Annotated in this window: 14 protein-coding genes and 4 pseudogenes; 5 read left to right on the top strand and 13 right to left on the bottom strand. The window is 59.6% G+C overall.

All coding sequences use genetic code 11. The annotated features are described in order from the left end of the window. Positions 1–313: 313 nt before the first annotated feature. The gene (locus QRN52_RS13200) at positions 314–1,384 is read right to left on the bottom strand and encodes a serine/threonine protein kinase (RefSeq protein WP_284753186.1); all 1,071 of its coding nucleotides are present in this window, start codon (positions 1,382–1,384) and stop codon (positions 314–316) included. A gap of 138 nt (positions 1,385–1,522) precedes the next feature. On the opposite strand from QRN52_RS13200, the gene QRN52_RS13195 reads away from it, so the two are divergent. Next, positions 1,523–1,897: a hypothetical protein gene (locus QRN52_RS13195; protein ID WP_284753185.1), complete on the top strand. Its 375-nt coding sequence runs from the start codon at positions 1,523–1,525 to the stop codon at positions 1,895–1,897. 484 nt (positions 1,898–2,381) lie between these two features. Further along, a complete protein-coding gene (locus tag QRN52_RS13190; RefSeq protein WP_284753184.1) occupies positions 2,382–3,296 on the top strand; it encodes a hypothetical protein in 915 nt (304 codons plus the stop codon). Between the two features lie 277 nt (positions 3,297–3,573). On the opposite strand, the gene QRN52_RS13185 is transcribed toward QRN52_RS13190, so the two are convergent. Together QRN52_RS13185 and QRN52_RS13180 are read right to left on the bottom strand one after the other, a co-directional pair. After that, the gene (locus QRN52_RS13185; RefSeq protein ID WP_284753183.1) at positions 3,574–4,707 is read right to left on the bottom strand and encodes a site-specific integrase; all 1,134 of its coding nucleotides are present in this window, start codon (positions 4,705–4,707) and stop codon (positions 3,574–3,576) included. Beyond that, positions 4,694–5,317, bottom strand: a complete 624-nt coding sequence (locus QRN52_RS13180) for a helix-turn-helix domain-containing protein (protein WP_284753182.1) — start codon at positions 5,315–5,317, stop codon at positions 4,694–4,696. The genes QRN52_RS13185 and QRN52_RS13180 overlap by 14 nt, the downstream gene beginning before the upstream one ends. Between QRN52_RS13180 and QRN52_RS13175 the strand changes: the two genes are divergently transcribed. Then, positions 5,316–5,519 (top strand): helix-turn-helix transcriptional regulator, encoded by a 204-nt coding sequence (locus QRN52_RS13175; protein ID WP_028265857.1) that lies wholly within the window; start codon positions 5,316–5,318, stop codon positions 5,517–5,519. The genes QRN52_RS13180 and QRN52_RS13175 overlap by 2 nt on opposite strands. A 404-nt stretch (positions 5,520–5,923) precedes the next feature. Here QRN52_RS13175 and QRN52_RS13170 read toward each other — a convergent pair whose 3' ends face one another. After that, entirely contained in the window at positions 5,924–6,127 is a 204-nt protein-coding gene (locus QRN52_RS13170) for a hypothetical protein (protein ID WP_028265856.1), read from the bottom strand. A gap of 103 nt (positions 6,128–6,230) precedes the next feature. Here QRN52_RS13170 and QRN52_RS13165 point away from each other — a divergent pair, with 103 nt between their 5' ends. Further along, on the top strand, positions 6,231–9,878 hold the full coding sequence (locus tag QRN52_RS13165; RefSeq protein ID WP_028265855.1) for a YobI family P-loop NTPase: 3,648 nt from the start codon (positions 6,231–6,233) through the stop codon (positions 9,876–9,878). Here the strand turns inward: QRN52_RS13165 and QRN52_RS13160 are convergent. The 6 genes and pseudogenes from QRN52_RS13160 to QRN52_RS13135 all read right to left on the bottom strand — a co-directional run. Further along, a complete protein-coding gene (locus QRN52_RS13160; RefSeq protein ID WP_197023148.1) occupies positions 9,875–10,189 on the bottom strand; it encodes a hypothetical protein in 315 nt (104 codons plus the stop codon). The two genes, QRN52_RS13165 and QRN52_RS13160, sit on opposite strands and share 4 nt — an antisense overlap. Positions 10,190–10,619: 430 nt before the next feature. Continuing rightward, positions 10,620–11,242 (bottom strand): annotated as a pseudogene (locus QRN52_RS13155) (amylo-alpha-1,6-glucosidase); the annotation flags it as partial. A 39-nt stretch (positions 11,243–11,281) separates the two neighbouring features. Then, positions 11,282–11,389 (bottom strand): annotated as a pseudogene (locus QRN52_RS13150) (DNA cytosine methyltransferase); the annotation flags it as partial. A gap of 179 nt (positions 11,390–11,568) precedes the next feature. Next, positions 11,569–15,141 (bottom strand): ORC-CDC6 family AAA ATPase, encoded by a 3,573-nt coding sequence (locus tag QRN52_RS13145; protein WP_155854312.1) that lies wholly within the window; start codon positions 15,139–15,141, stop codon positions 11,569–11,571. A gap of 92 nt (positions 15,142–15,233) precedes the next feature. After that, positions 15,234–16,418, bottom strand: coding sequence for a hypothetical protein (locus QRN52_RS13140; RefSeq protein WP_284753177.1), 1,185 nt, complete (start codon positions 16,416–16,418; stop codon positions 15,234–15,236). A gap of 395 nt (positions 16,419–16,813) precedes the next feature. Beyond that, positions 16,814–17,200: pseudogene (locus tag QRN52_RS13135) on the bottom strand (transposase); the annotation flags it as partial. Between the two features lie 20 nt (positions 17,201–17,220). On the opposite strand from QRN52_RS13135, the gene QRN52_RS13130 reads away from it, so the two are divergent. Further along, positions 17,221–18,365, top strand: a protein-coding gene (locus QRN52_RS13130; protein ID WP_284753176.1) for an IS3 family transposase whose coding sequence is annotated in 2 segments (ribosomal slippage) — positions 17,221–17,494 and positions 17,494–18,365 — 1,146 coding nt in all. Because the reading frame shifts where the segments join, the coding sequence is not laid out codon by codon here. Positions 18,366–18,400: 35 nt separating this feature from the next. Here the strand turns inward: QRN52_RS13130 and QRN52_RS13125 are convergent. The 3 genes and pseudogenes from QRN52_RS13125 to QRN52_RS13115 form a co-directional block, all read right to left on the bottom strand. Beyond that, positions 18,401–19,382 (bottom strand): annotated as a pseudogene (locus tag QRN52_RS13125) (ISL3 family transposase); the annotation flags it as partial. Positions 19,383–19,656: 274 nt separating this feature from the next. After that, entirely contained in the window at positions 19,657–22,749 is a 3,093-nt protein-coding gene (locus tag QRN52_RS13120) for a Z1 domain-containing protein (protein WP_028265848.1), read from the bottom strand. Beyond that, complete coding sequence (locus QRN52_RS13115; RefSeq protein ID WP_284753173.1) at positions 22,749–23,747, bottom strand: PD-(D/E)XK motif protein; 999 nt, start codon at positions 23,745–23,747, stop codon at positions 22,749–22,751. The genes QRN52_RS13120 and QRN52_RS13115 overlap by 1 nt, the downstream gene beginning before the upstream one ends. Positions 23,748–23,750 lie beyond the last annotated feature (3 nt).

Below are 23,750 nucleotides of genomic sequence, written 5' to 3'. Positions count from 1 at the left end.
GCGCTGATTTGTTGTTTTTGCAGCGGACTTGCCCACACCCGTGGGAGTGGTAGGCAGGACTGCCCCTCGAAAACGTAATAGACCCCGAGAACTCTCCATTCACACATTCACAGCCGAGTCAGCTGGCTGGGACGGACGGATCGACAGCCGGTGGACTTCGATGCATTCGGCTTGACGCCAGTCGTTCGGCGGGCAGGCACTGCTACAACCGTTCGGTGGCACGACTGCTTTGGCGTGAATCCAAATATCCTTAGCTGCGGACCCCAAAGTGCACGGCCCGTTCCCGCTAGCTGTCGTGACTGCGGGGAGGTGGCTACGAGTGGAGGCGGAAGATCGCACGCAGGCGCTGAGGCAGCGCCGATAGCGGAGCCCGCACGGGCGCCGACGCTATCCGACCGCTCTTCTGGTGCCTGACGACTATCTCGTGCTGTGTCTCGACTCCCGTGTGGGCTGTGCAGACCGCCAAAGCTGAGCCCCCTTTATTCCCCTCAAAACAATCAAAATGCCCCGGGTGCGGTGATATTCGTGTCCAGAGCCGCCCGGTCTGAGTTAGACGGGCAAGAGCATAGTCCAGCTCAGAGGCGGTCTGGAATCGATCGGCGGCGTTGCGAGACATCGCTTTCTCGACAACCCCCCTCACCCCCTGCGGCACATGAGGGGCAGTCGTTTGCAATCTCAGCGGTGGACCGGCAAGGACCTGATCGAGCACGTCGCGAGGCGTCGGCCCAATGTACGGGGGACGTCCCGTAAGGAGCCAGTATAGGGTTGCGCCCAGCCCGTAGACGTCGCTGGCCACAGAGCACGGATCCGCCCAATTGCCGCTAAGGATGACAGCGGCCGTCTCCGGTGGCATGGTTGCCGGCGTGCCGCCCGTGAGAGGAGCGAAACCGCTTGGGCGGAGTTGGGACGCGTAGCCCAGGTCGCCGAGGAGTGCGTCCCCATGCGAGTCCAAGAAGAGGTTCCCGGGCTTTATGTCGTTGTGAACGAGACCGCTGTCGTGCATGCGGGCAATTCCACGACAAGCATGTATCACCCAACCGACAGCCTTCGCCGAGGCAACCTCAATCCCCTTGAGCGAATCCTCTGTTGTTCCGTGGCGCGCTATCTCAGTCACGACATAGGGAACGCCGCTGATCAGGTCCGCATTGCGGACGGGTAGCAGGAATTTTCCGCTCAGGCGGCTTAGAAGTTCGGCCTCTTTCCAGATCTCGTGGGGCGTGACGTCGGTAAGGATCTTGAGCGCGCTATTCTGCTTCATGTGGTGATCGAACACCTCATATACGACGCCTTGCCCGCCGCTGCCAAGCGGCATGACGATCTCGTAACGGGATGCCAATATGAAGCCAGGAGGAAGTGAGTTTGCTGCAGTCGTCGGTGAAGTCACAAGTATCAAGATAGGGGACAATCAGACATGCGCGCTCTCGGTCTCTGTGTGGACATTCCTACCTCTAAGAAACCCACAATCCGGGCCGTACTACTTGGAGACGACTTGGCTGAGGATCAAGTACCATCGCTTCCCGAAGTGACTTTTGTCGATTTCTTCGAGGTTGCGGTGACCAGCGTAGACCTCGCAGAACAGTTGAAAGAACTCAGCGTTGCCGTCACCGGGCGCCTTGAGTCACTGAGGCCAGACATCGTCGTCGTTCGTCGCGCCGACCGACCCCCAAAAGCAAGCAACCAGGATGGCCCGCGCTTCCGGCTTATGTCGGAGGGGGCGATCGCTGCGGCTGCGCGGACGCTGGTCGTCAAGACACGAGTTCGGACGGGCAAGGAGTGCGGTGCAGCCTACGGAGCCAAGAAAGCTGACGTCGAAGTCGATGCCGCGGCCTTCGTTGGGAAGCGGCAACTTCTTCCCGCGGCTGCGGCAGCATTATGTGGGCTCCTGGCCGATAGGTGAAGGGCGCCGTATTGACTGATATCCCGTCGTTTCGTTGCGTAGGCGACCAAAATAGTCTGATGAGTCCGCGCGAAGCAGCGGCCTCAAACGTCGTCGGGCTGCTATTCGCCGCCCAATGCCACGCCGGTTCCTTTGGCGGTGAGCGCCTCCTGGCGGCTGCGGAGCACGCCGCTCGACTATCCAGCCAAAATGGTTGGGGCCTCGTCGCGTCCGATTCCGCGGGTGAGAGAATCGTTGGAACCGCCACTGTCGTCGGCGACTGCCATGTAGTTGACACCTCACGTCGACAGGACGGTGCATCAGTCCTCCTTGTGGCCGGCGCAATCGCTGGGCCATTCGGCCTTGCGCGCGCAGCCTCGGTTGCACGATCACAGGGCGCATCGGAAGTGCACTGTGCGTACGTTGGAGGCTGGGTGGGGCCTATCCCCGGCTGCGACACCATAACCTTCCTTTCCGATGTCAGACTTCTGCATAGACTTGCGCCGTGATCTCTCCAGCAGGCTTGTTAGCCCATCTGCCCTTGGATTCAACAGCTGTCAACTCTCCGTGGGAGTGGGGCTGGACCGCGGTCGGGTCTCTTGCTACAGGCTTGGCCGCAATAGTGACGGCCATCACAGCGGTTTTCATATACTTTCAAACCAAAGAAACGGCGAAGGCTGCATCCGCGGGCCAGCATTCAGCGGATGCCGCGAACGAGGCTCTGGCATTGACAAGATCTCAACAACGTCAAACGCTGTTCATCGCGGCCGAGACGGTGAAAAATCGCGTTGATGCCACGATGCCGAGCGTCAGAGTCATCGCCGACAAATCGATCATCTGGCAGCCGCAGTTTCCCGGCGAATTCCTAGATAGCCCGAACTGGAGCGTGCCCTCCGGCTTGGAATTCAATCTTCCCGCGGACGGAAAGAAACAGATTTTGATACAGGTCAGCGTCTCCATCTGGAACGAGGGACCTGGCATGGCGCACCTTCGATTCAATCACCCGATCACGAACGGCGACGAAACACTCAGCGGGGCTGACCTCCCCCAGGGCCAAGGTCTCGATGAATACACCTACTCAGTTCAACTCTCGCTTGATGAATGGGCGGACATCTACCAGGAACGCCAGCAAGGCGCAGAGAGTCGGCATTTCTCGTTCGAAGTAACGACTGTCCATCCGATGGACACCGGCGCTGTTGACCTAACCCGGGTGGGATTCGGCGGCACTCTTGTTGAACCCGTACCGGAGAAGACTGGCGTTTGGAGGCTCCTGTTGACGCCATCCTCGTCCGACGACTATCCAGGTGTCGGCACTGAGCCCACAGTGCGAACCTATTTTGTTTCACGTGTCGATGGAAGGCGTCTGCCGGACTACCCGTTGCAGGAAGCGGGACCAGGGTCGGGTCCGGAGATTCTCTAAGGTGCCTTCCTCGGTCGTGGTAACACTCTGCACCCTGACCGCTCAAAGGAGTAGCCAATCACCGTTGCGCGGCATTGGTTGCTCACCTTCCGGACCCTGGCACGGGACGCCCACGGTGTGCTAAATCAGGTGCTTAGCCTGTGCCTGGCTCATTTCCGCGTCGCCAACGATCCCTTGCGCCACAAGGGATCTGGCCAATTCGTAATACCCCCGCCACGTTGAAAGGCCCTGGATCCCTTTATTTACAAGGAATCCGGGGCCTTTTGCTTTGCCGAAATCAGGGTTTTGGGCACATTTTGGGCACATTCGCCAGGGACACTGCGTGGTCCAGGGCGTCCGAGACGCTGTCCAAGTCCCCATCAAACAGGTCCGCATAGATGTCCAGGGTCATGGCTGCCGAGCTGTGACCGAGCATTCTTTGCACCGCTTTGACGTTCGCACCGGCCGATACGGCAAAGCTCGCGGCGGAATGCCTGAGATCGTGAGGCGTGATTCGTGGCACTCCCGCTCTCTTCACGGCCCCTGCGAACCAGCTCATGTTGTCATCGTGCACGCGTGCGAGGCGGAGGTGGTGGCCATTCTCGCCGGGAAACACGAGATCGTTTCTGTCCTTGTTCTCACACTGCTGAGCCAGGGGCTCAGCGAGGAATCGCGGGAACGGCACGGTTCGTTTCTTGTGGTTCTTGGGCGTACCTACTTCGATCACCGAACCGACCTGAACCGCGTTTTCCTCAATCACGAAGCGCCGCCGCAACATGTCCAGATGCTTGACTCGCAGTCCAGTCGCCTCTCCCCACCGCAACCCGCAGTAGGCAAGCACGAGAACCAGTGTCGGATATTTACTGGCCGCGGCGAGTGCATGCACTTGCTCGTGACTCAGGTAGACGTGCGGCTTCTTGACCTTGCGTGGCAGCGTTACGCCACGTGCGGGATTACTCAATGTTCGACGGTCGCTCACGGCGTCATCCAAAATGGAGGCCAAAACACCGTAGGCGCGGATTACAAGTGTTGCACCCTTAGGCTTCCGGGGCGGTTCTGCGCTCTGGTCCCCAGTCGTCAAGCCTGAGACCCACTGCTGCACATCTGTCTTTCGGATGTCAGAAACTGCCGTACCGCCCCATACCGGCAGCACATGATTACGCCAAGCCGACTCCACCGGCCGGAATGAAGATGGCTTCAAATGGGTCTGCCGTGACAACCACGCTTCCCCAAGCGGACCGATCAGGGCCTTGGCGGCTGCCGCATCTATGAACTCCCCGCGGGCCTTGGAAACCTCAACGCTGGCGAGGAAGAGCTCGGCATCCCTCTTTGTCCTGAATCCACGTTTCTTGGTCTGTACCCGGCCAGGTTTCCGGTAGCGGACCTGATACCGGCGCCCGGCCCGTGTCTCATAGGGTTCAATCGTTGCCATCGCCGGATTGTTCTTTCGCTGCGTTCTGATCAACCAGGGTCTTGATAATCGCGCTGAGCTCGTCCACTCGTAAATTGAGGTCATCGAATGTCACGGGACCAATTTTGGTATTCCCGGCCGGGATGAAGTCGGGGCGCAGCCCCCGTATGTAGTCATCACTGCCCACGTCGCCGTCGATCGGTGTTATGCCATCCGCCCATTCCCAAACCCGTACTAGGCCAGCCGGGTCAGCTCCGGTGACGGCCACCGGCTCGTCGAGCGACTTGGGAAACAACAGTGCATTTGGGTTCACGCCGAGGACTACCGCCAGGGCCACGAGATCATCAACATCAACCCGCCTAACGCCGGCCTCGATCTTCTGTATTCCGCTCGCGGAAATTTCGTGCCCGACGCCCCTAAGCCTTTGCTGAAGCTCCCGCAGGGTGACATTCCCCCGCAAACGCTTCAGGTTCCGAGCGACGGTCTTGCCGGTTGGACCAATGTCATGTCCTCGCAGCCGCTCTCCGCTATGTACCATATAAGAAACGATACACGCCATATAGACAACAAGCGTAATTAGCAACTTTGCATCTAATATGACGAGGCGTTCACGGAAGGAATGAGGCTTCATGGAATCGGAATTGCTGACCCCGGCAGAGCTGGCAGCCAAGCTTCACAAGACGGCGCCCGCGTTGGCGCAATGGCGCTATAGAGGGATGGGCCCTAAGTTCGTGAAATTAGGCAGCGGCGTCCGCTATCGCGCCAGCGATGTAGAGGCATGGCTCGACGCACAGACACGCTCTCAGACGGGCCAGGTAATCCCTAGCGTCTAGTCGGCACCGCTCGCGGCCGACCCGATGGGCGCGCCATTGATGCGGACATAGATGCCCGGTTGGGAGACCACCACCATGAACGGCGTCCCCGCGTACGCGCGTCATCGACGTTTAGCTGTATGAACAGACCTCCTTGGGTTGGGATCGCATCCCGGCCTCTCATGCTCGCCGTCCACGCCGCTCAGTCAAGGGCGCGTCCGCGTCACTGCGTGATGGGCCTTCGGCCCACCCTTGACGGTGCGTCAAGGACGGACATAACCGGCCTTTATCGGGATGCGGGCAAGACTGAAATGGTCTAGCGGGCGTACAACTGGATCCGAGCGGAGCGGCCTGCGCGATAGCCAGTTTGTCCGCGATGACCAGCGGATCGGAGGCTCGCCGGCCACAGGGCGGGCCGATCTGTTTCACTGCCCGACGCCAGCGTTGACCCGCTCGGTGATGAGTTCGCGGTCGTATTCGTCGAGGGTGGCGATCCGCGCGGATGGCTGAACGTGCCGAAAGCGTGCGGCCCGAGCTGAGCCTGACGGCGCTGCGGTAAAGGAACGACAGCTTTGGACCGAGCTCGTCAGCGCATGCAGGAACTCGTGGGCGCCAATGTCCTGCAGCAAGACATTCGATCCGTCCTGATCCGTGTCCGCTCGTCCGCCACTTCTTCATGCTGTATGTCGTGACCCCCGGGTAGCATCAGCCATGAATGGGGAAGGAATTTAATTGAATCGTGAAACCTTTGCGGATGGGACGCTAGCACTGCGGAGTCTAGCTCCGGAGTTTGAGGACCAGCACAAGCTGTATGTCGATCTGCTGGTCGATGCGATCGAGAAAATGCCCGCGGTGCGGAACATCGCTTTGACCGGCCCATACGGTACTGGAAAGAGCAGCATCTTGGGAGAGATTGCCAGAAAATACCCGAAACGGGTTGTCGAACTTTCGTTCTCCACGGTTGGCAAGGTACCTGTCAAGGAGCCCGGTAACGAACCCGCTGGAGCGCCGGCGGCTGATGCTGCGAAAACAGCGGACGCAACGCCGACAAATCGGATCGAGAAGGAGATCGTGAAGCAGATCCTCTACAAGGAGGATCCGTCCAGGACCCGGGGGTCGAGATTCCGCCGTATCACCCGTTTCCAGTGGGGACGGCAAGTAGTGTTCGGGCTGACGGTCGGGTTACTTGCTCTGGGTGTGCTGTTCCTGACCGGCCTCGACAAACCGTTCATGACAATAGCGGGCGCCGACACTGCCCTGCTGTGGCTCGCCCATGGCATGCTCTTCCTCCTCCTGTCCGGGTCGGTGGTAGTCATCCGTTGGCTCACCCACAACAGGGTGTTCCTCGATAAGTTCACCGCAGGGCCGGCCACGGTCTCTCTGTCGTCTCAATCATCCAGCTATTTTGACCAGTACCTCGATGAGATCGTCTATTACTTCGAGGTGAGCAAGCGAGACATCGTGGTCTTCGAGGACATCGACAGGTTCAACGATGTGCATATCTTCGAAGCACTCAAGGCGCTGAACACTCTCCTTAACGGCGCAAAGCAGGTCAAACGCCGGCGGCCGCTGAAGTTCATCTACGCTTTGCGGGACAGTGTCTTCGAGAAGATCGGTGAAAGCTCCGGGGACGAAGGTCAAGCGGACGAAGCGAGGGAAGAAATCGAGCGGGCCAACCGGACGAAGTTTTTCGACCTGGTCGTACCCGTTGTACCGTTCATCACCCACCGAAATGCCCGCGACCTCATGGCAGATGACATGAAGGGCACCGGCGTCTCCCGAGACCTAATCAACCTGGCTGCGCGGCACGTTGCAGATATGCGCCTCATCCACAATATGCGCAACGAATACGACGTGTTCGCCAGCAAGCTCCTGAGCTCCACTGAGGACAAGCGCCTCAGCGGTCTCGACGCGGATCGACTCTTTTCCATGATCGTGTATAAGAACGTCCACATGGCCGATTTCGAGAAGATCCGCTTCGGCGATAGTCAACTCGATATGCTGCACGGGGAATGGCGGAAGCTGGTCAGGGAGAACATCGCGCACGAGACGAGCACGGCCCGCGACGCCGCTTCACGGCTGGAAACCCTCAACGCCATTGCTGCTCGGAGCGAACAGTTGGGCGAGCGACTGGAACAGCTCGCCCAAGTGTTGGGCCGGCGCCACCCGAACGGGGAGGCGCGGGCGACGGTCTTGATGGGTGGAGTCGTAGTAGACAGCGCCGGCATCCGTGACGGATCAACATGGACAAGACTGATCACCGAACGCGGCCCGGTGGGGATCCAATTCAACCCTGGCTACCCCGCATACTCCGTGCCCTTCGAACAACTCTCCTCCTTCCTCGGGATCGAGATCGTCCCTGAAGCCTGGAACGAAGCGGACCGGACCGAGTTGAATCGCATCAAAGATGATGCGATTCAACGAACTGACTTCCTCCGCCACAACACGTGGCAGGAGCTCGCAGCGCGACCAGAGTTTACTCTTCCCGCCCGTTCGAATGAAGGGGAGACCTTCCGCGGCATCAGCAAGCGGCTGCTCGGATCAGAACTCGCCCGCCAGCTCGTCGCCAACGGCTACATCAACGACTACTTCGCCCTCTATGTCTCGGTCTACTACGGCAAGCACCTACGCCTCGATGCTCAGAACTACATCGTCCAGCACATCGACAAAGGACAGGCCGACCCTGTATATGTCCTTCTCGGAGATGATGTGGATGCCATCATCGCCGAGAAGGGAGAGGGGGTCCTCCGCGATCCGAGCATGTATAACTGCTCCGTCATGGACCACCTTCTCGAGAATAAGCCAAAGCTCGTCAAGCATCTGTTCGGCCAAATGGGCGCCTGGGGAGAGGCCGAAAAAGCCTTTGGTAGCGAATACCTCGCCCACGGACAACAGCGCCGAAAGTTCATCGAGGGGCTAGTGCCCCTCGTGCCGGCGATCTTCGAATGGCTGGTCGCCGAGGAAGGCGAGCTGACCGTCGTCCTGATCGATGAAGCTCTGCGCAACTGGAGCCCAGGCCTCACCTACAACCTCGGTGGAGCAGTCCGCTCCTACTTCGAAGATCACGCCGCAGAAATCGCCTCCCTCACCGCCGACAAAAAACAGGATGACGCCGCAAAGGCCATGGCGCTGATCGCTGAGAGCGAAGCCGCACTGCCATCACTGAGGGCACTGAGCCCTGCAGCGCTCGAGGTCGCCGCCGACCTAAGTTGCTACAGGATCACTGCCGAGAACCTCCGGTTCCTCGCCGGAGGTCAGGACATTGCGTTGGACCGCCTCCGCGAAACCGCAGAGAACGTCTACCGACACGTGTTGGAGGAGCTCGACCAGTACCTCGCAGTCGTTCACGACGGAGATCGGACCGTTTCTCACCCGGAAGCATTCGCGCAGATCATTCAGGACGTTCACGCGGCCCAGATAGACCAGGACCTTCTCGCAGCGGTCATCCAAGGTGCCGCGGAAGACTGCTTCGTTCCGGACCTGAAGACCGTGCCTGCTGCGGCCTGGGACGCCCTTGCCGGGGATCACAGGACCACGGCAACTTTCGAGAACGTCACCGCCTGTATCGACAATCTGGGCGAAGTCGGTCCCGGGCTCGCGATCCTTCTTCGAAAAGATGTGGCGATTGCCGCGGTTGACGGCACAGACGGCTCCAAGCGAATTGCTCTGGCCATCACGCTGCTGGCTTCGCGGGAGGCCCTTTCGGATCCGGAGCTGCGCGTAGGGCTCGCGAGTAGTCTTGTCGATCCAGGTCTTCACGTCCCGGCAGAAAACATCCAGCCCGAATCAGGAGAACTGATCGGCCATCTCCTTGAACGAGGCGTCATCGCCGACGGACCATCGGCATTCTCCAATGCATTAATGCTCGACTGGTCAACTCGTGAGTCCGCGATCGAAGGCTCGGAGCATTTCGCTGATTACATGAGCCCCGCGATACTCCCCGCCGCCGACCTGCCTTCGCTTTTCGCCAGTGCCCGGATCTCGCCAAACGTGAAGGCCGCTGTACTCGAAAGTCTTGCTGAGTATGCAATGGGCGATGACGGCACAGGGGTCCGCGCTGCTGCTCGATATGCGGAACAGGATCAGGATATCCAGCTCGACTACCCGCAGATCCAACTGGCCACCCGGTCTGGGGTGGAGGACAACACTTTGGTGCGGCTGATGGCTCATTCTCCCGCCCTCACGGAACCGGAGATGCGCGACCTCCTCCGCGGGATGGGCGGAGACTACCCCCTCATCGCCGACCCTGGCAGGGAACGCCCCCTCTTGCCGGACGATTCAGCCCACCTGACGATTCTCAGACGCCTGAAAGACGCCGGAGTTGTCAGCAGCTACCCCCAAGAGGGGGGCCGCCGGAGGGTCCATCGGTTCCACAGCTAGCCAGCACGCCGACGAGAGTCGAATGGTTTTTCTCCGGCACGCCAAGCAGCAATCATAGGCGATTTCCCCCGCGTCTCGTCGATGAGCTGTCCCTCACCGGCCGGACGGCCCAGCGAGACGTGGAAGACATGCTTACTGCCCTCCTTCCCCGCACCGAAGGCAGACCTGGGAATGTCCAGCTCGCTGATGATCGACTCTGAAGCAGCAACAACCTTTTCGCGGAGAAGATGGGATTTACCGGCAGCGACGGGAAGCCGCGGTGCCGGTGGGTTGCCATCCACCACGGGTCCAGCAAGTCGGGCAATGACCACATTCACCTTGCATGTCGATGGTCCGCGAGGACGGCACCCGGTGGAGCCAGCACAAGGAGTTTAAGTGCGCCCAAGATGTCGGTGCGAGCTGGAGGAGAAGCACGGACTGCGGGTTGCTCGTTCTCCTCACGCCAAGCGCGGCTACAACCCCAAAGAGCGTGAACGCGCCGTCGCCGTTGGTTCGTAAGACGTCTGTGTCGGCCCGTGGATGGGGATTGAGTGCGCTGGCGCCGCCAGTGCGGTCGAGCTGATGCCAGTGTTAAAGTGTGCGGAGACTGACGCTGGTCTCGCGGGCGCGGGCGGCAAGCGGGATCCGGCCCTCGACGTGAAGTCGGCTAACCCTCCAGCGCTCGTGGCCGTTCAGATGGCCTACCGTCGCTGCCACTAGCAGTGCAACACCCTCTAGGGCCCGCAGCCCAAGCTGGATATCCTATTGCTGAGACCGCCCCTGTTCCATAAGATCTGCCACCCATGGCAGGTAACCTCGGCGAGCTGTCATTCCGTCTGGCAATCCCTTGACAGAAAATCCGGACCCGGAAATGTCGATAGTGATTCGGGAGTCGCCCATCGTTGCGTTGGTGATGTGCAGATCTCCATAGGACTCCGGGGAGTACCGGATCCATCCATATTCCGCGCAGGGATACGTCCGGGTCGTATCGCATCAACGTTGTAACAAGCATGATCGGTGCGGTCGCTGCCCAGGCCTGCGGTGAGCACGCCGTAGGATAAGCTACGGGCTCGGTGAACTCCTCCCGACTGAATCCGCAGAACAATTCGGGAAGTCGCTCGTCCGAGAATTCCGCAGCTTCAAGCAACGCCGTGGAGACCCGCTGAGCCTCCGCCTAGTTGATCGCGTTGTCGTGCGGCCACACCGAACCGTTGTGGTAGCTAGCCGGATGGTAGGCCCCATATCGGTAGCAAGTGTGCGCACTCCCCAACCGCTGAACATCTCCGGGGACATTAGTCGCTCGACCACGACTGCGCCTTGTCCTTATCAACGATGCCCGTTGTCAAGCAGTGGCCCATGTTAGAGGCGCATGCATCGAGCGGTCGCACGTCCGGACGGTACGTGTCGAAGACGGCATCAAGCAGCCCCCGGACATTTTCAAGTATCACAGCCTTGGGGCGAATCTCGTCGACAAGATGGATTGCCTTGGGGAAAAGGTTGCGCTCGTCCTCGGCCCCGAGCTGCTTCCCGGCCTTGGAGAAGTGCGGGGTGCACTGACACTGTTACTCACGAACCCGCGACTGAGCGGTCGCTCGCGGCGTACCGCGGAAGGGCCGCCATACGGACACGAAACGTCGGTTATCAAGCGGCGGCTGGAGCAGCGCCCCGCGGTTCCAAGACTCGGGCTCTGACAACTACCGATTCAAGCAAATCAGTGCGCGAGCCGAGTAGAGAGTTCAAAGAGACGCGTCTGTCCTGTTCCATGCGTGAAACGAGACGTGTCTCGATTTAGCGGGATGGAATATAGCACATTCGCGACTCTCGCAACCGAGGCGAATGCTGCGGCGCCTACCGTCTGCATTTTGGTGCCCGTCAGGGCCAGCTCTATGCGATATGCATTGTCGAGGACGTACTGGTCATAGTACTCCATAAGCAGATCATAAGTGGCGGCGGCGTCCATTGCGCTGACCGAACGGAGTTCACCATTCTGGCTCGCAACCAGGTAGTCGCTGATCAAACCCACCGCCCTGCTCTCGATACCCTTCGGCGTGCTGGAATGGGTGGTCCTGACGCCGATGATTTTGTCTGTTGCGATACTCTCGAGTAGCGAGTCGAGCCTACGGTACTTGAGAGTGACGAACGCGACAAGAATTGATCGGAGGGAAGCATCGAGCCATGGCTCACCCACGGATAGCGGGACGAATTCGGTTCCTTCCCCTGGTGTGATCGCATCGAGGTGCTTGAGTGCGTCCGGGAACTTTCCTTCCCCGAGGAGGTCCATTACGGGCTGCAATTCTTCTGGTCGCGGATCGTATGTTTTCGCTGCGCTGTGGACAATGAATACTTGGCGGCGCGTGCTGAGCAGCTCTTTCGTGAAGCAATAGATAAGGGGCTTTGTGAGCGCCGAAACATCTAGGATTACGGGTCCCGGCTGGAGCGATTTCACTGCATCACATACAGCTTCGCTCGGATCAATACGCGAATCGGCGTCGAAGAAGTCAATTTGGTCTGTAAGGGCCCCAACGGCTGCAGCAACGTCAGCTGCATTTCCCTCATCTGCGTACCGTACTAGAAGGAATCGGTTCACCTGAGCGACTCCACCTATGTTGAGCGCGCCTATAGAGCCGGCGGCGCGGTCTTCGAATCCGACGCCAGCGATTATGGTGGCCGATTGCCAGCTAAGCGTGTCGGGTCCAATGGGGAGCTCGTCTATGCTGACCTTGAGAGCTGTCCGCGGCAGATCGGCAGGGGGGTTGGGCATGAGGAGGTCCTCATCGAACAACGCCAGTTGTGTCTGATCATCGCCCACTGGGGGATCAATCGATTCTTCGTCGTTCTCGTCGTCTTCACTGAGGTCACGCAGCCAGCTTTTACCTTTGTCACTCCCCGACTCCGGGAGTGGTGTGAGACCCTCTGAACGGGGTTCCTCAAGCCATCCCGCGACAGAAGCGCCCGTCAGTTCAAATCGATCCCTATTGCTCAATGGTATTTGGAAGTTCAGCCCGAAGAGTTTTCGAAATCGAAGGGCGAACTGGTAGATCGGGGCTCCGTCGACCGCCTTTGACCTTTGCCTAAAGCCGATGATGACATACACACCGTTGTCAACGAGGTTCATGAGCTTTCTAAATGCGGCATTGTCGCTGCTATCGACTTCGACGAAGATGTCGGAGTACTGGCGCAGTCGTTCTCTCTGTTCGAGTTCGCGGTGGCTTGCGTTTGCGAACGCTGCGCTGTGGTTGAAATACCAGGCGTCATCTACATCCAGCTTTACCAGTGACAGGAGGCGCAACCGACTTTCGGACACGAGCACCTCATGCTGCCGTCGCTGGCTGATTACACTGCCGGGTTGGGTGCCGAGTGTCATCTTGTGAAAGATCTGAAGGACATCGCCGATGTCGCCCACGCAGACGGCAGCGAGGGCGCTCAATCCGTAGTACGGATACCTGTCCATATGCCCGCTCTGCCCGGCCGAGTTCTTGATTGACTCCGCAATGCTCCGCAGGCTCCGGTTCCCCAGACGCTTCCGTGCAGGGACCGCGGCGCTGCCGCTCACAATCTGCTGGCGGCGATCCAGGATCTGCTCAAGGAATCGCCCACCGGCCGTTCCCTTCAGAGCCTCCAGGACGTGTTCGCCAAGATGGAAGACCTGGTAATCGCGGCCTTCGAGCGCCCTTTCTCCGCTCGGTGAATGAAGCACTTGAGATTGCGTCTCTGTGCTGATCTTGAATCCGAATGTCTCGCTCTTGAGGCAGAACTGTGTCAGCAGATCCGTGAGGTCGTCTTCGCTCACGAACCGTTTGCTTACATCGTCGAGAAGAAAAAGGACGGTCTTGCCTGCCCAGATGTCGATGAGCGACCGGATGCCCTTTGCGAGCTCCGTGAAGGCCTCTAGCGGAACGAAGGCGCGCCGGACGTCGTAGGGCACGTCACGCTGTATCGCTTTGCTAAGCTCGAGCTCGATGCGGGGGAGGGCAGCAGCCTGCTCACCGTGCTCGAACGTTGGAACGGTGGCAGATATGAGTTCGCAGAACCGGTCAATCGCTTCCGGCCGTAGGTCGCCAAGACCATGAACATCGAACGTCTGCACGGCTCTGATTGCTTCCCGTGCATAAGCGAGATAGAGACGCTGGAGGGCGCCTTCACCAACGCGTTCCCGGGGAGCCCGGCGTAGATGTGCGCAAGACACGAAAAGACCCAAGTAACTCTGATCCGAGATCCGCGCAACGGCTTGAGCTCGATCTTCCTCCGGGGATACCACGGCGTGTGCCGACCACTCGAGTGAACGAAGTAGCATTGTCTTCCCGCAGCCGCGCATGCCGACGACAAGTTGAGGCCCGGCGGAAGTCATTGCCCTTGTCCATTGCCCGTCAGGGTCATAGATCAAGGTCCTTGCGAACGCCGATGGGAGTGTCTGGGCATTGTAGTGATCTTGAATGGATTGGAACTCGATCGGACGGTATTGTTCCGGGTGCACCGCCACCTCGTACGCACGCCGCACTTCCCCGAGCATGTCTGTTGCAGTCACGCGCCGCGATTCCCAGTCGATTTGGGCATGTGCCTGCGCCACCCGTCGCAATTGCGCAGAGAGCCTCACATCACTGGCGATGATTGCTGACGACGAAGCGGACTGATCGAAACGGTCCAACAGCCGGTGAATCTGCAGGGAAATCTGCTCCAGATCACCTAGCCGGGACGAATTGAGGTCCGCTTTATCGTCTTTCGCCGCGCTGCCAAGATCGAAGACCCTCACCGCCACCCCCGGATCGATGGCACGTCGTCGGTGCTTTTCCGGTGGGAGATTAACGATGACCGCGTTGCCGCCATGCAGGTCGTTATGAAATATGCTCTGTGATTTTAGCTTGTCGCTCAAGGTCAAGAGATCCTCGGCAACTTGTGCGATCGCACGTGGCATCAAAACGCTACCTTGAGCGAAATAGTGCTCTATGGTTTCGCCTCGCACGAGTTCCATCTGGGTCCAGTACACATCAAGCGGTGTTCCTGCCAGATCGACGCAAGCCTCACCCCAGTTGGCGATTCGCGCAATCTCGGGGATGTCTTCAAGGGAAGCGTGAAGACGGCATTCGCTTTCGAAGTCGCGCCGATTTCCGTAACCACCGACTGTTTTGTCATTCGGATCGGGAAGCTCATATACCGCTTTGGGAGTCACCTTCATCACGAACGAAATGCCGGTCCGCGGGTGCCTCACCCTGTAGGCGACTGCATAGAAGCCTCGTCCGAGTTCGTGCTCAACATCGAACCCGGCAATTGCCGAGGGCGGATTCATGCTCGGAAAGTCGAAACGCCTACTACACGCGCCGCACAGCTGGTCGGGAGCCGTTCCCTTGACTCGCGGGTGAAAGAAGCAAATGTACTCCATCAGATTGAACCCCCATCGTTAACCTTATGATTCGGCGCGGTCACTGTCAGGGATAGCCCAACAGCCTCGAGTGCCTTCCGCAGAATTGCTGAGTTCTTACCACGCACCCGGGCGACTGGATCACCTGCATCCACGCGAGCCCCAGTACCGCAGAAAAGCTCCACGCCGCACGTATCAGGGAACCTGCCATTGGCAGGGATCTCAGCGCTTTGATTGGAAACAACCGCTGCCCGCAGCTGGGCCATGTCCCACGACAGGTGCCCCCCTGCCGGGGCGTAGAGAAGCGCGGTCTGGTGCGTACGTTCGACTTCCTCGAGATATTCCTCGGCCGCGGAGAGGCCCTTCGCTCCTTGGACTTGAAGATGGAGGTCTAGCACGGCACGCATCTTCTCTCGGTCGGGCTGCTCATCAGTTGATCTGGCTTGCGCAAAGTCGGTTAGCGCAGTACAGCTCACGAAGTGCCGCTCCAGCCAAGGTGACGCACTGTAGTCAAGAAGGGCAAGGAGGCCCCGAAGCGCCTCGGCGCGCCCCACCATTGGTTGAGACGGCACTTGCCCATCTGTTACCACACAGTAAGCGGTGACGCCCACCAGCGCCGCTGTTTCTTTCAAGAGCTGGATGTTGGCGTGCGCCTCAGCGGTGTTCTGCCCGAAGTTGCCGCCGACCATCGTGCGGACGTCGAACACTACGCGTGTAAGCCCCGCGGCCAACTTCTTTGATAGCAGGCTTGCTATGACTAGGGCGGGCACGCTCTGCATGCCGAGTTGCTGGCGCGCTCTGAACAGAACACTATCCTCCGGCGCGAAAACTCCGGTTGAAAGGGTATTCCCAAAGCCAGATGCTCGAATCGCATCCTGGAGCTCGGCCCGGGAGAGAGCCGTCTTATAGCCTGGTAGCGTGCCGAGTGTGTCAATCACCCCCGCCGGCCTTCCAGGCACCCCGATCTTCGGCACCCGGATTCCGTTCGACGCAAGGATCAACGGGGGGACGAATGTAGTCAGGCTTGCTGGACCTCCTGTCGACGCGACATCGGCCGCCGCCCGATCCTTCTCTAAAATCTCTCCGGACTCCGCCAACCGTTGCGTCAACGCAGCGATCCTCTGAGGTGACTGCGCGTCGCGCCCACGGAACGTGTCGATGATGTCGATACACCACCGGGGCGGTTGGTCCTTGAACGCAGTCATGGTGCAATCGTATCGAGGAGCCTCGATGACAGACGCGCAACACAGTTAGCTTAGTGTTGAAGTTGTTCCAGGGACACAATCTGTGCGCGACGCGACAGCAAAATTGAATATCGAGATTCCCTGTCTTCTGGGTGATGAAACCGGGATTGCGGCCAGAGGCAGAGCTCTGGAGAAGTCGCCGTGATGGGCTCGCATCCGCGCCTAAGGGCGTTCCGGTTCAGACACACCGCAGCCCTGGCGTATTGATGCCTTACGTTCTGGAGACTCGGCGACCCGTACCAAGGCCTGTTCGAGTCCAGGTAAGGATCCCACGTGCCTCGCTCGGATTGAGGCCGATCCCGACATATTCCAGGGCGGCGTCGATGGTGTGGAGCGCCTTGGCTACCTTTGGTGGCTCATCGCATTTGAGGGTGTAATCGCGGTCTGAATCCGCCGGTCTCAAGGAGCGACCGGGCGATATAGTTGGCTAGGTTGCGGAAGCCGAGGGCGGAGCCGCGGAGGTGTTCGAGCCGGCCATTGAGTGCTTCCGTGGGCCCATTGCTGGTGCCGGGCCGGTCGAAGTACGCGAGCACGTCCCCTGCGCGGCGTTCCAGCGTCCGGCCCAGCGTAATGACCTCGGTCAGCGCAGCGGGAACGCCGGCACTGATCGCGCCGATCAGCGCTTGCATGAGCTGTTTGCCCCGGGTGCCGTCAGGGTCGCGGTAGGCGGCGATGACGCGCTGGTAGATGCCCCAGGGGACTGCCCCGGGTTTGCTTGACTCCTGACTTGTGAGGATTCTGTCCTTGCAGCAAGGATGTTCATATGCCCAAGCCTTTCCCCGCTGAGTTCCGCCGTGACGTGGTCGCGGTGGCGCGCAAGCATGAAGCCCCGATCTCGCAGATCGCCAAAGACTTTGGGATTTCCGAAGCAACCCTGCATAACTGGCTCAAGAAGGCCGACATTGAGGACGGCGCCCGTCCCGGCGTGACGGAGAAGGAAGCCGCAGAGCTCAGGGATGCCAGGAAGCGGATCCGGCTGCTGGAACAGGAGAACGAGATCCTGCGCCGGGCGGCGGCCTTCTTCGCGAGGGAGCTGCCCCCAAAATGAGGTTTCCGCTGGTCCTTGACCTTGCCGCGGACGGGATTCCCGTCGCGGTGGCCTGCCGGGTGCTGGGTTTCTCCAAACAGGCCTTCTACGCATGGAAGGGGGCGCCGGTCACGGAGCGCGACTGGTCTGATGCGCACCTGATCAACGCGGCCCTGGACGTTCACCGGGACGATCCGGCGTTCGGGTACCGGTTCATCGCCGACGAGCTCGAAGACCAGGGATTCAGCGCCGGCGAGAACCGGGTGGCACGGCTGTGCAGCAGCCAGCGGATCTGGTCGGTCTTTGCCAAGAAGCGCGGCCTGACCCGCAAAGCCGGCCCGCCCGTGCATGATGACCACGTCCGGCGGGATTTCACCGCGACCGCACCCGATCAGCTGTGGCTGACGGACATCACCGAGCACCGGACCGATGAGGGCAAGATCTACCTGTGCGCCATCAAAGACGTCTATTCCAACCGGATCGTGGGCTACTCCATCGATTCCCGGATGAAAGCGTCTCTGGCCGTCTCGGCACTCCACAATGCGATAGCGCTCAGGGAGCCGGCAGGAACCGTGGTCCATAGCGACCGTGGTTCGCAATTCCGTTCCAACGCCTTCGTCAGGGCGCTGAAGGGCAACGGGCTGAAAGGCTCGATGGGGCGGGTGGGCGCGTGTGCCGACAATGCCGCCATGGAATCGTTCTTTTCACTCCTGCATAAGAACGTGCTGGATCGCCACCGCTGGTCCACACGGGCTGATCTTCGCTTGGCCATCGTGACCTGGATCGAGAAAACCTACCACCGGAAACGCCGCCAGCGGCGCCTCGGACGGCTAACGCCCGTCGAGTTTGAGACAATCAATACCGGCCTCAAAGCCGCCTAGCAACACTCAACCCCGAGAGTCAACGAAATCCGGGGCAGTCCCCAGGTCGCTTCGACCTCGGCATGGTTGTCCGCAACGAACAGGGCCTTCAGCCTGTCCTTCTGCTTCTCGGTGAGCAGATCGTGCCCGGTATGCAGGGTCCGGCGGGCTGCGTAGAGCGGGTCCCCGGACCGTCCGCGGTGACCAATGGTCTGCTGCTGAACGCGCTGGCGGCACCTGTCCAGGGCATCGCCGGCAAGCCGGACGACGTGGAAAGGATCCATGACCTCGACCGCGTCCGGGAGCTCCTCGGCGGCCGCAGTCTTGAACCCGGTGACCCCGTCCATCGCAACGACCTCGATCCCGTCCCGCCAGACCTTGGGCCGCTCGGCGAGCCAGGACTTGAAGACCTGTTTCGAGCGGCCCTCGATCATGTCCAGCAACCGTGCCGGGCCGGTCCTGTCACGGACCGGGGTGAGGTCGATGATCACGGTGACGTACTTGTCCCCGCGCCGGGTGTGCCGCCAGACGTGCTCGTCGACGCCGAGCACGGCCACCCCGTTGAACCGGGCCGGGTCCTCGATCAACACCCGCTTGCCCTCGGCAAGGATCGCGCTGTTCGCTGTATGCCAGGACACGCCCAGGCCTTCTGCGACGCGGGCGACGGTCAGGTGCTGGCACACGATGCCCTCCAGCGCCCACCGCAGCCCGCGGCGGGAGATCTTCGCCCGGGGCTGCGCGGCTTTGGAGATGTCCTGCCGCCACACCCGGCCGCACCCGGTGCACTTGTAGCGGCGGACCCTCACCAGCAGCGTCGTCGGCCGCCACCCCCAGCGGTTCGTGCGCGAGCGGCCGTGTGACCGTGCCGCGGGCGATGCCGTGGCCACCACACGAATGGCACCAGTCGTCCGGATCAACGGCCCGGCATTCCAGCACCGCACGGCCAGGGGCGAGACGCTGCCCGGCGGCTTCGAGCCCAAGCTCATCGAGCCGGCAGAACGTAGTCAGGTCAGGAGGCAGGAAGGTAGCGTGGGACACGGCGAGGTCTTCCGGATGCGCAGTGTAGGAACTTCCATCATCGGAAGACCTCGACCTCTATCCGGCCACCGACGCGCCCACCCCCGCTACACCCTCAAATGCGATGAGCCCCTTTGGTCTTGCGCGCAATGGCGCGCTGTAGCCAGCCGACCACTGCGGGCCAGACAGCCCTAACCACGCTCATCTGCGAAGGGCCGCTCTAACTCACCTACGACGATCCGCAGCTGGCTCGGGAAAGCACCGAGTCCGCTCCTTGCGTTGTCTACTCTGGTGCCTATGAAACCTCGATCGTAAGTGCGTCAGGGCGGTCGGGAGCTCGCACGCTGAAGCCTGCCTTTCCCTTTGGTGCAGCGGCGTGGGGAAGGGCCCACGAGAAGAGCGTGGCTATGTCCTCCGGATTTACTACGTCGGCAGGCAGAGATGTGGGCTCCGAGAATGCGGCTTGGCCGTTCCATTGATCAGCGGCGAGGGTGAGTATGATGGCCCCCGTTGTGCGGGAGGAAGGATCGTTCGCCTCCTTCTTCGTGGTGAATTCGTCTTCAAGGGGCTGTCGGGTCCATCGAGACGACCCAGAAAAGTCTCCGCGTTCGCGCCTGTTCCGTTCGATGATGGGGAACTGGGTAGCCCCCGTCTCATCGAGATCAATCATCCTGATCAGTGGGTCTCTTGAAGGAATTGCCATGACAACTTTGAAGTTTGTAATGCTTCCCTTGCTGATGGCTTCTTTGACGAATTGAATGTCCGCGTCAGCGAGACCCGGTTTGCTCCACTCAAATAGAGATAGTGCATCGATAACGACTTGTGCAGGCACGAGACCTGTTTTGGCTGCGTAGGAAGAGAGGTTCTTGGTGGCCGTTGTGTAGTGGAGCGTTTCCATGTCGGTGAGACGGTTGAGCACGGGGGCCATTGCTATCAGGTTTTCGCGGTTCTTGCTTTGCTTCGGATCCCGGGGCGGCAGATAGAAGAAGTCCTTAAAGCGGTCGCCCTTGGCGTACTGGACGATCTGGGCGTTGTACATGCGGCTGCGCGCGGTTGGCCTAAGCCAAGGCAAGCTCTGTGATACGAGCGGCGGAATATCGATGGGGCGCACCTGCGGCTGTCCGTTTTCATCCAGTTCAGCGAACTGTTCGAGCTGGTCCCGAAACTCTTCCTCGTCGCCGATCATCGATTCAAAGGCTTCATAAAGATCGTATGGCTTAGGGTTTCTGGCCGAGGCCGGGACATTTCGTCCGATGTATAGCCGCACTAGGTCCCGGTAGCCGGGTCGGTACCCGAACCAGCGGCCCATCTGCATCAGGGTGTCCGCTGCTAGTGCTCTTCGTGAGTACCAGGTCACTGTGAGGCCTTCAATAGTGTAGCCACGGGAGAGCTTTGCCCCGCCTACCAGCATTTTCCACACCGGACCTTTCTGGAAGTCGGCCCCAGCCTGGGTGTATTCGCTGTCTTTGTCACCGTTTACGACCGCGATTGGGCGGACGCCGTCCTCGACACGTTTCACGACTTCGGGGAGGTATACCGCGACGTCGTCGAAGGAAGAAGGGATCTGGTGTGTCCGTGGATCGGGAAGTTCAGAATCGGTCCTCTGCGTCAGCTCGTGCATGACCACAGCAAAGTCGTTTGCCCATAGTTCTGCCATTCGGTCATATCCGTCGAAGCCCAGATAGTCTGCCCGCTTCCATAGCAGGTGGATTTCGTCCGCCAGAGCGTTGTGCTCGGATTGCTTGACGGATTCATGGAAGAGCATCGTGTGGTGCTTGAAGTCGCCCTTACTGCCTCGGGCCTGGCGCCACAGCTTGATTGCTCCCGAGAGAACAAAGGAATCCATGGCTCTTTGCATTTCGCGCTGCCTGAGCTCAAGGGTGTGCGGCGTTGAGAATATGTTTCTTACATACGCTGCTTGGTTGCTCGTTGCAGGGGTCTTGGGCTCGTCGGGTGCAAGGAGTAGATGACGGTCGTGGAAGGATCGGCCTCCCATGTAGGCGTCGGGCGGAGTCAGGCTGAAAATGAAGTCCTTGGGGTAGATGTCATCAACGTCTGAGGCATCAATGAAGACGTTAGCGAACGGAGTCGCCGTGTATCCCACATACTGGGCGCGTGGCAAAATCCCCAAGAGTTCGGACAAGAGTTTGTTGATGGCTGTTCGCTCGCGGGCCTCCTTATTTTCTTCGTCCTGTTCTTCTTTGGTGAGCTTCACAGGGGGTTTTTTGGTATTGATTCCGGCCTGATCGGCTTCATCGTCGATAATCAGCGCTGGATAGTCCTGGGTGTTGCCCCGAATCTGTTTGAGGTCTTTGATGAGCTTGCGTAGGACTGTTGCGTTCTTCTTAATCACAACAAGCCGGACAGGTGTGTCCCACAGATTGTCCGGGTGGTAAATCTTCTGTTGGTTACGTATGTTCGATTTGTAGTCGAGAGTACTGAGGCCGGCTCTGAGCGACTTATAGTCGTCGGTGCTTTTCGTAAGGCGGATAATGTGGGGGACGCCCGGCACGCTCTCTGGGTCGTAGCCGAATTTTACGAACCTGTCGCCTGCCAGCCAGTCTGCATCCTGGTTCGCTATGTAGTCGATGTTTTCTCGCGCGAGTGCTTCGTCTGAGAGGTCAATTCCGCCGACGATGTTTTCGAAGCCAACGAGTTCCTTGTCCAGGCGCCGTTGAGTCTGACTTCGAAGAAGCTCAAGGGTTCCGGTCAGTACGATGATGAGTCGGTAGCCGGCATCAATCGCTTTGGCCACAGTGCCGGTAAAGTTGGCCGTCTTCCCACTTTGGACATGTCCGACGACAAGGCCCTTGGTCTGGTAGGTTTCGTCCCACGTTGGGTCTGCGAACCGGCTAACGATTTCTGTGGTTGATTCATCCAACGCCACGATTGCATCCGAATCGAAGCCACGGCGTTTGAGTATCCCTTGGTAGACGTCCCAGTAGTGGCTGCGCGTCCGCCTCTCCGATGAGTACCACGGCCATCGGCCGTCGTCGGTGACGTTCGCGACGATCGTGCCGGCTTTGATAATCGGATAGAAAGAGTTGATGGCGGCAAATACGTGCTCGGAAAAGCCTAGTTTCCCGAGCACGTAGGCGCGTCGTTCTGGGCCCTTCGGATGGGTAGCGGGTTTGGGCGCCTCGCTGAGCCACTGTGCATCCGTGGTCTGGTCCCATCTGGACAATGCCAAACGGAATTCGACCTGGGCGGGATCGTTCGGATCCCCTTCCCGAGTCAGGAGATCGGTCAACTCCGAAGGTGTGATCGTCTCGACGCCGTCTTCCTCGAGCGAGAAGTTGACACGGTTGAGGAGTAGCTTCGGGCCCTTCTCGGCAATCATCGCGATGGCACTCGTGATTGCGTCGCTTCTGGTTTCTGTAATGGGCATCAAGACCTCCGAAGTCGCGAATTCGCGTAGACCGCAAACCCGTTTAGTGCGTCTGGGACCCGAACCGGCTGTAGGTGTGAGACGTCGGTCCGATAAGAAACTTCTGATAGATGCTCGTAGTTGGGGATCGTCTGCCGTAGAACGGAGTTCTGCAGCGAGGGGAATTGTTCATCTACGGGGTAAAAAGCTGGGCGGGAACGGAGTACGTACTTGGCGCGGTATGAGTCCACGTCGGCCGACCTCCATCCGAGTCTGGCCAGGTATTCGTTGAATAGCAGAGCATGCGGTCCAAGGAGATTTTGAATTTTGTCTACCAGCCCCACCAGGCTGAATGCGTTATCTGCACCGCCGGCCGCAGTGAGCTGAATGGAGAGAAACAAGAGGGAACGGTTCTCGGAAGGTTCAAGCTGGGTGGCTGATCCGATACGGTATGTTCGTCGTTCCGATTTCGTCGTCTTGACTTCGAGGTCGAATGTGTCGAACGAGAAGTCGTGTTGTTCCGATTCCGGCCCCAGCCACGATGTTATGGCCGAGACCGGGTCGATACTGCAGAGATACGTCAGCAGCAGCAGCTCTCCTAAGAGTCCGGTCTGCTTCTCGGAGCTTAGTAGCCTGCGGCTTTGGATCAGCAGCTCGTATTCTTTGAGGCTGTGGGAGACTGCGCTGGAAAAGAAGTGGCCCTGCTGCAGTTCCTCGACGATCTTGGCTATGAACGAGTACGCCGCGTAGTGCATTCCACCGGCAGCGAGCCTCAGTACGAAGCAGTCCTGATCCGGGTCGGTCGCGTAGTCAATTTCAATGTTCTCGAACGGACTGAGATCGGGATTCGAACCGTCATTCGGAACGCGGAGCTCCATGCTCTCGGTGGCGGGTTCGATGCGAAGCTCACATCGAGGAACTTGTGAAAGCAGATGCACGACAGTGTTTGGTGACTTGAAATACCGTTCTATGGTTTCGGGTTCAAGTCTACGAACCTCGCCGGGTGAATCTTGGGCCATCTG

It is taken from the genome of Arthrobacter sp. efr-133-R2A-120, from assembly GCF_030209835.1.
Classification (GTDB): domain Bacteria; phylum Actinomycetota; class Actinomycetes; order Actinomycetales; family Micrococcaceae; genus Arthrobacter.
The sequence above is the reverse complement of the archived record's forward strand: the minus strand, read 5'-3'. Positions and strand labels throughout refer to the sequence as shown.

Bases quoted from the DNA above. Each gene is read 5' to 3' on its own strand.
- QRN52_RS13115 (WP_284753173.1), bottom strand. From the start codon at position 23,747: ATGGCCCAAGATTCACCCGGCGAGGTTCGTAGACTTGAACCCGAAACC.
- QRN52_RS13175 (WP_028265857.1), top strand. From the start codon at position 5,316: ATGGAATCGGAATTGCTGACCCCGGCAGAGCTGGCAGCCAAGCTTCAC.
- QRN52_RS13120 (WP_028265848.1), bottom strand. From the start codon at position 22,749: ATGCCCATTACAGAAACCAGAAGCGACGCAATCACGAGTGCCATCGCG.
- QRN52_RS13180 (WP_284753182.1), bottom strand. From the start codon at position 5,317: ATGAAGCCTCATTCCTTCCGTGAACGCCTCGTCATATTAGATGCAAAG.
- QRN52_RS13185 (WP_284753183.1), bottom strand. From the start codon at position 4,707: ATGGCAACGATTGAACCCTATGAGACACGGGCCGGGCGCCGGTATCAG.
- QRN52_RS13140 (WP_284753177.1), bottom strand. From the start codon at position 16,418: ATGACTGCGTTCAAGGACCAACCGCCCCGGTGGTGTATCGACATCATC.
- QRN52_RS13145 (WP_155854312.1), bottom strand. From the start codon at position 15,141: ATGAATCCGCCCTCGGCAATTGCCGGGTTCGATGTTGAGCACGAACTC.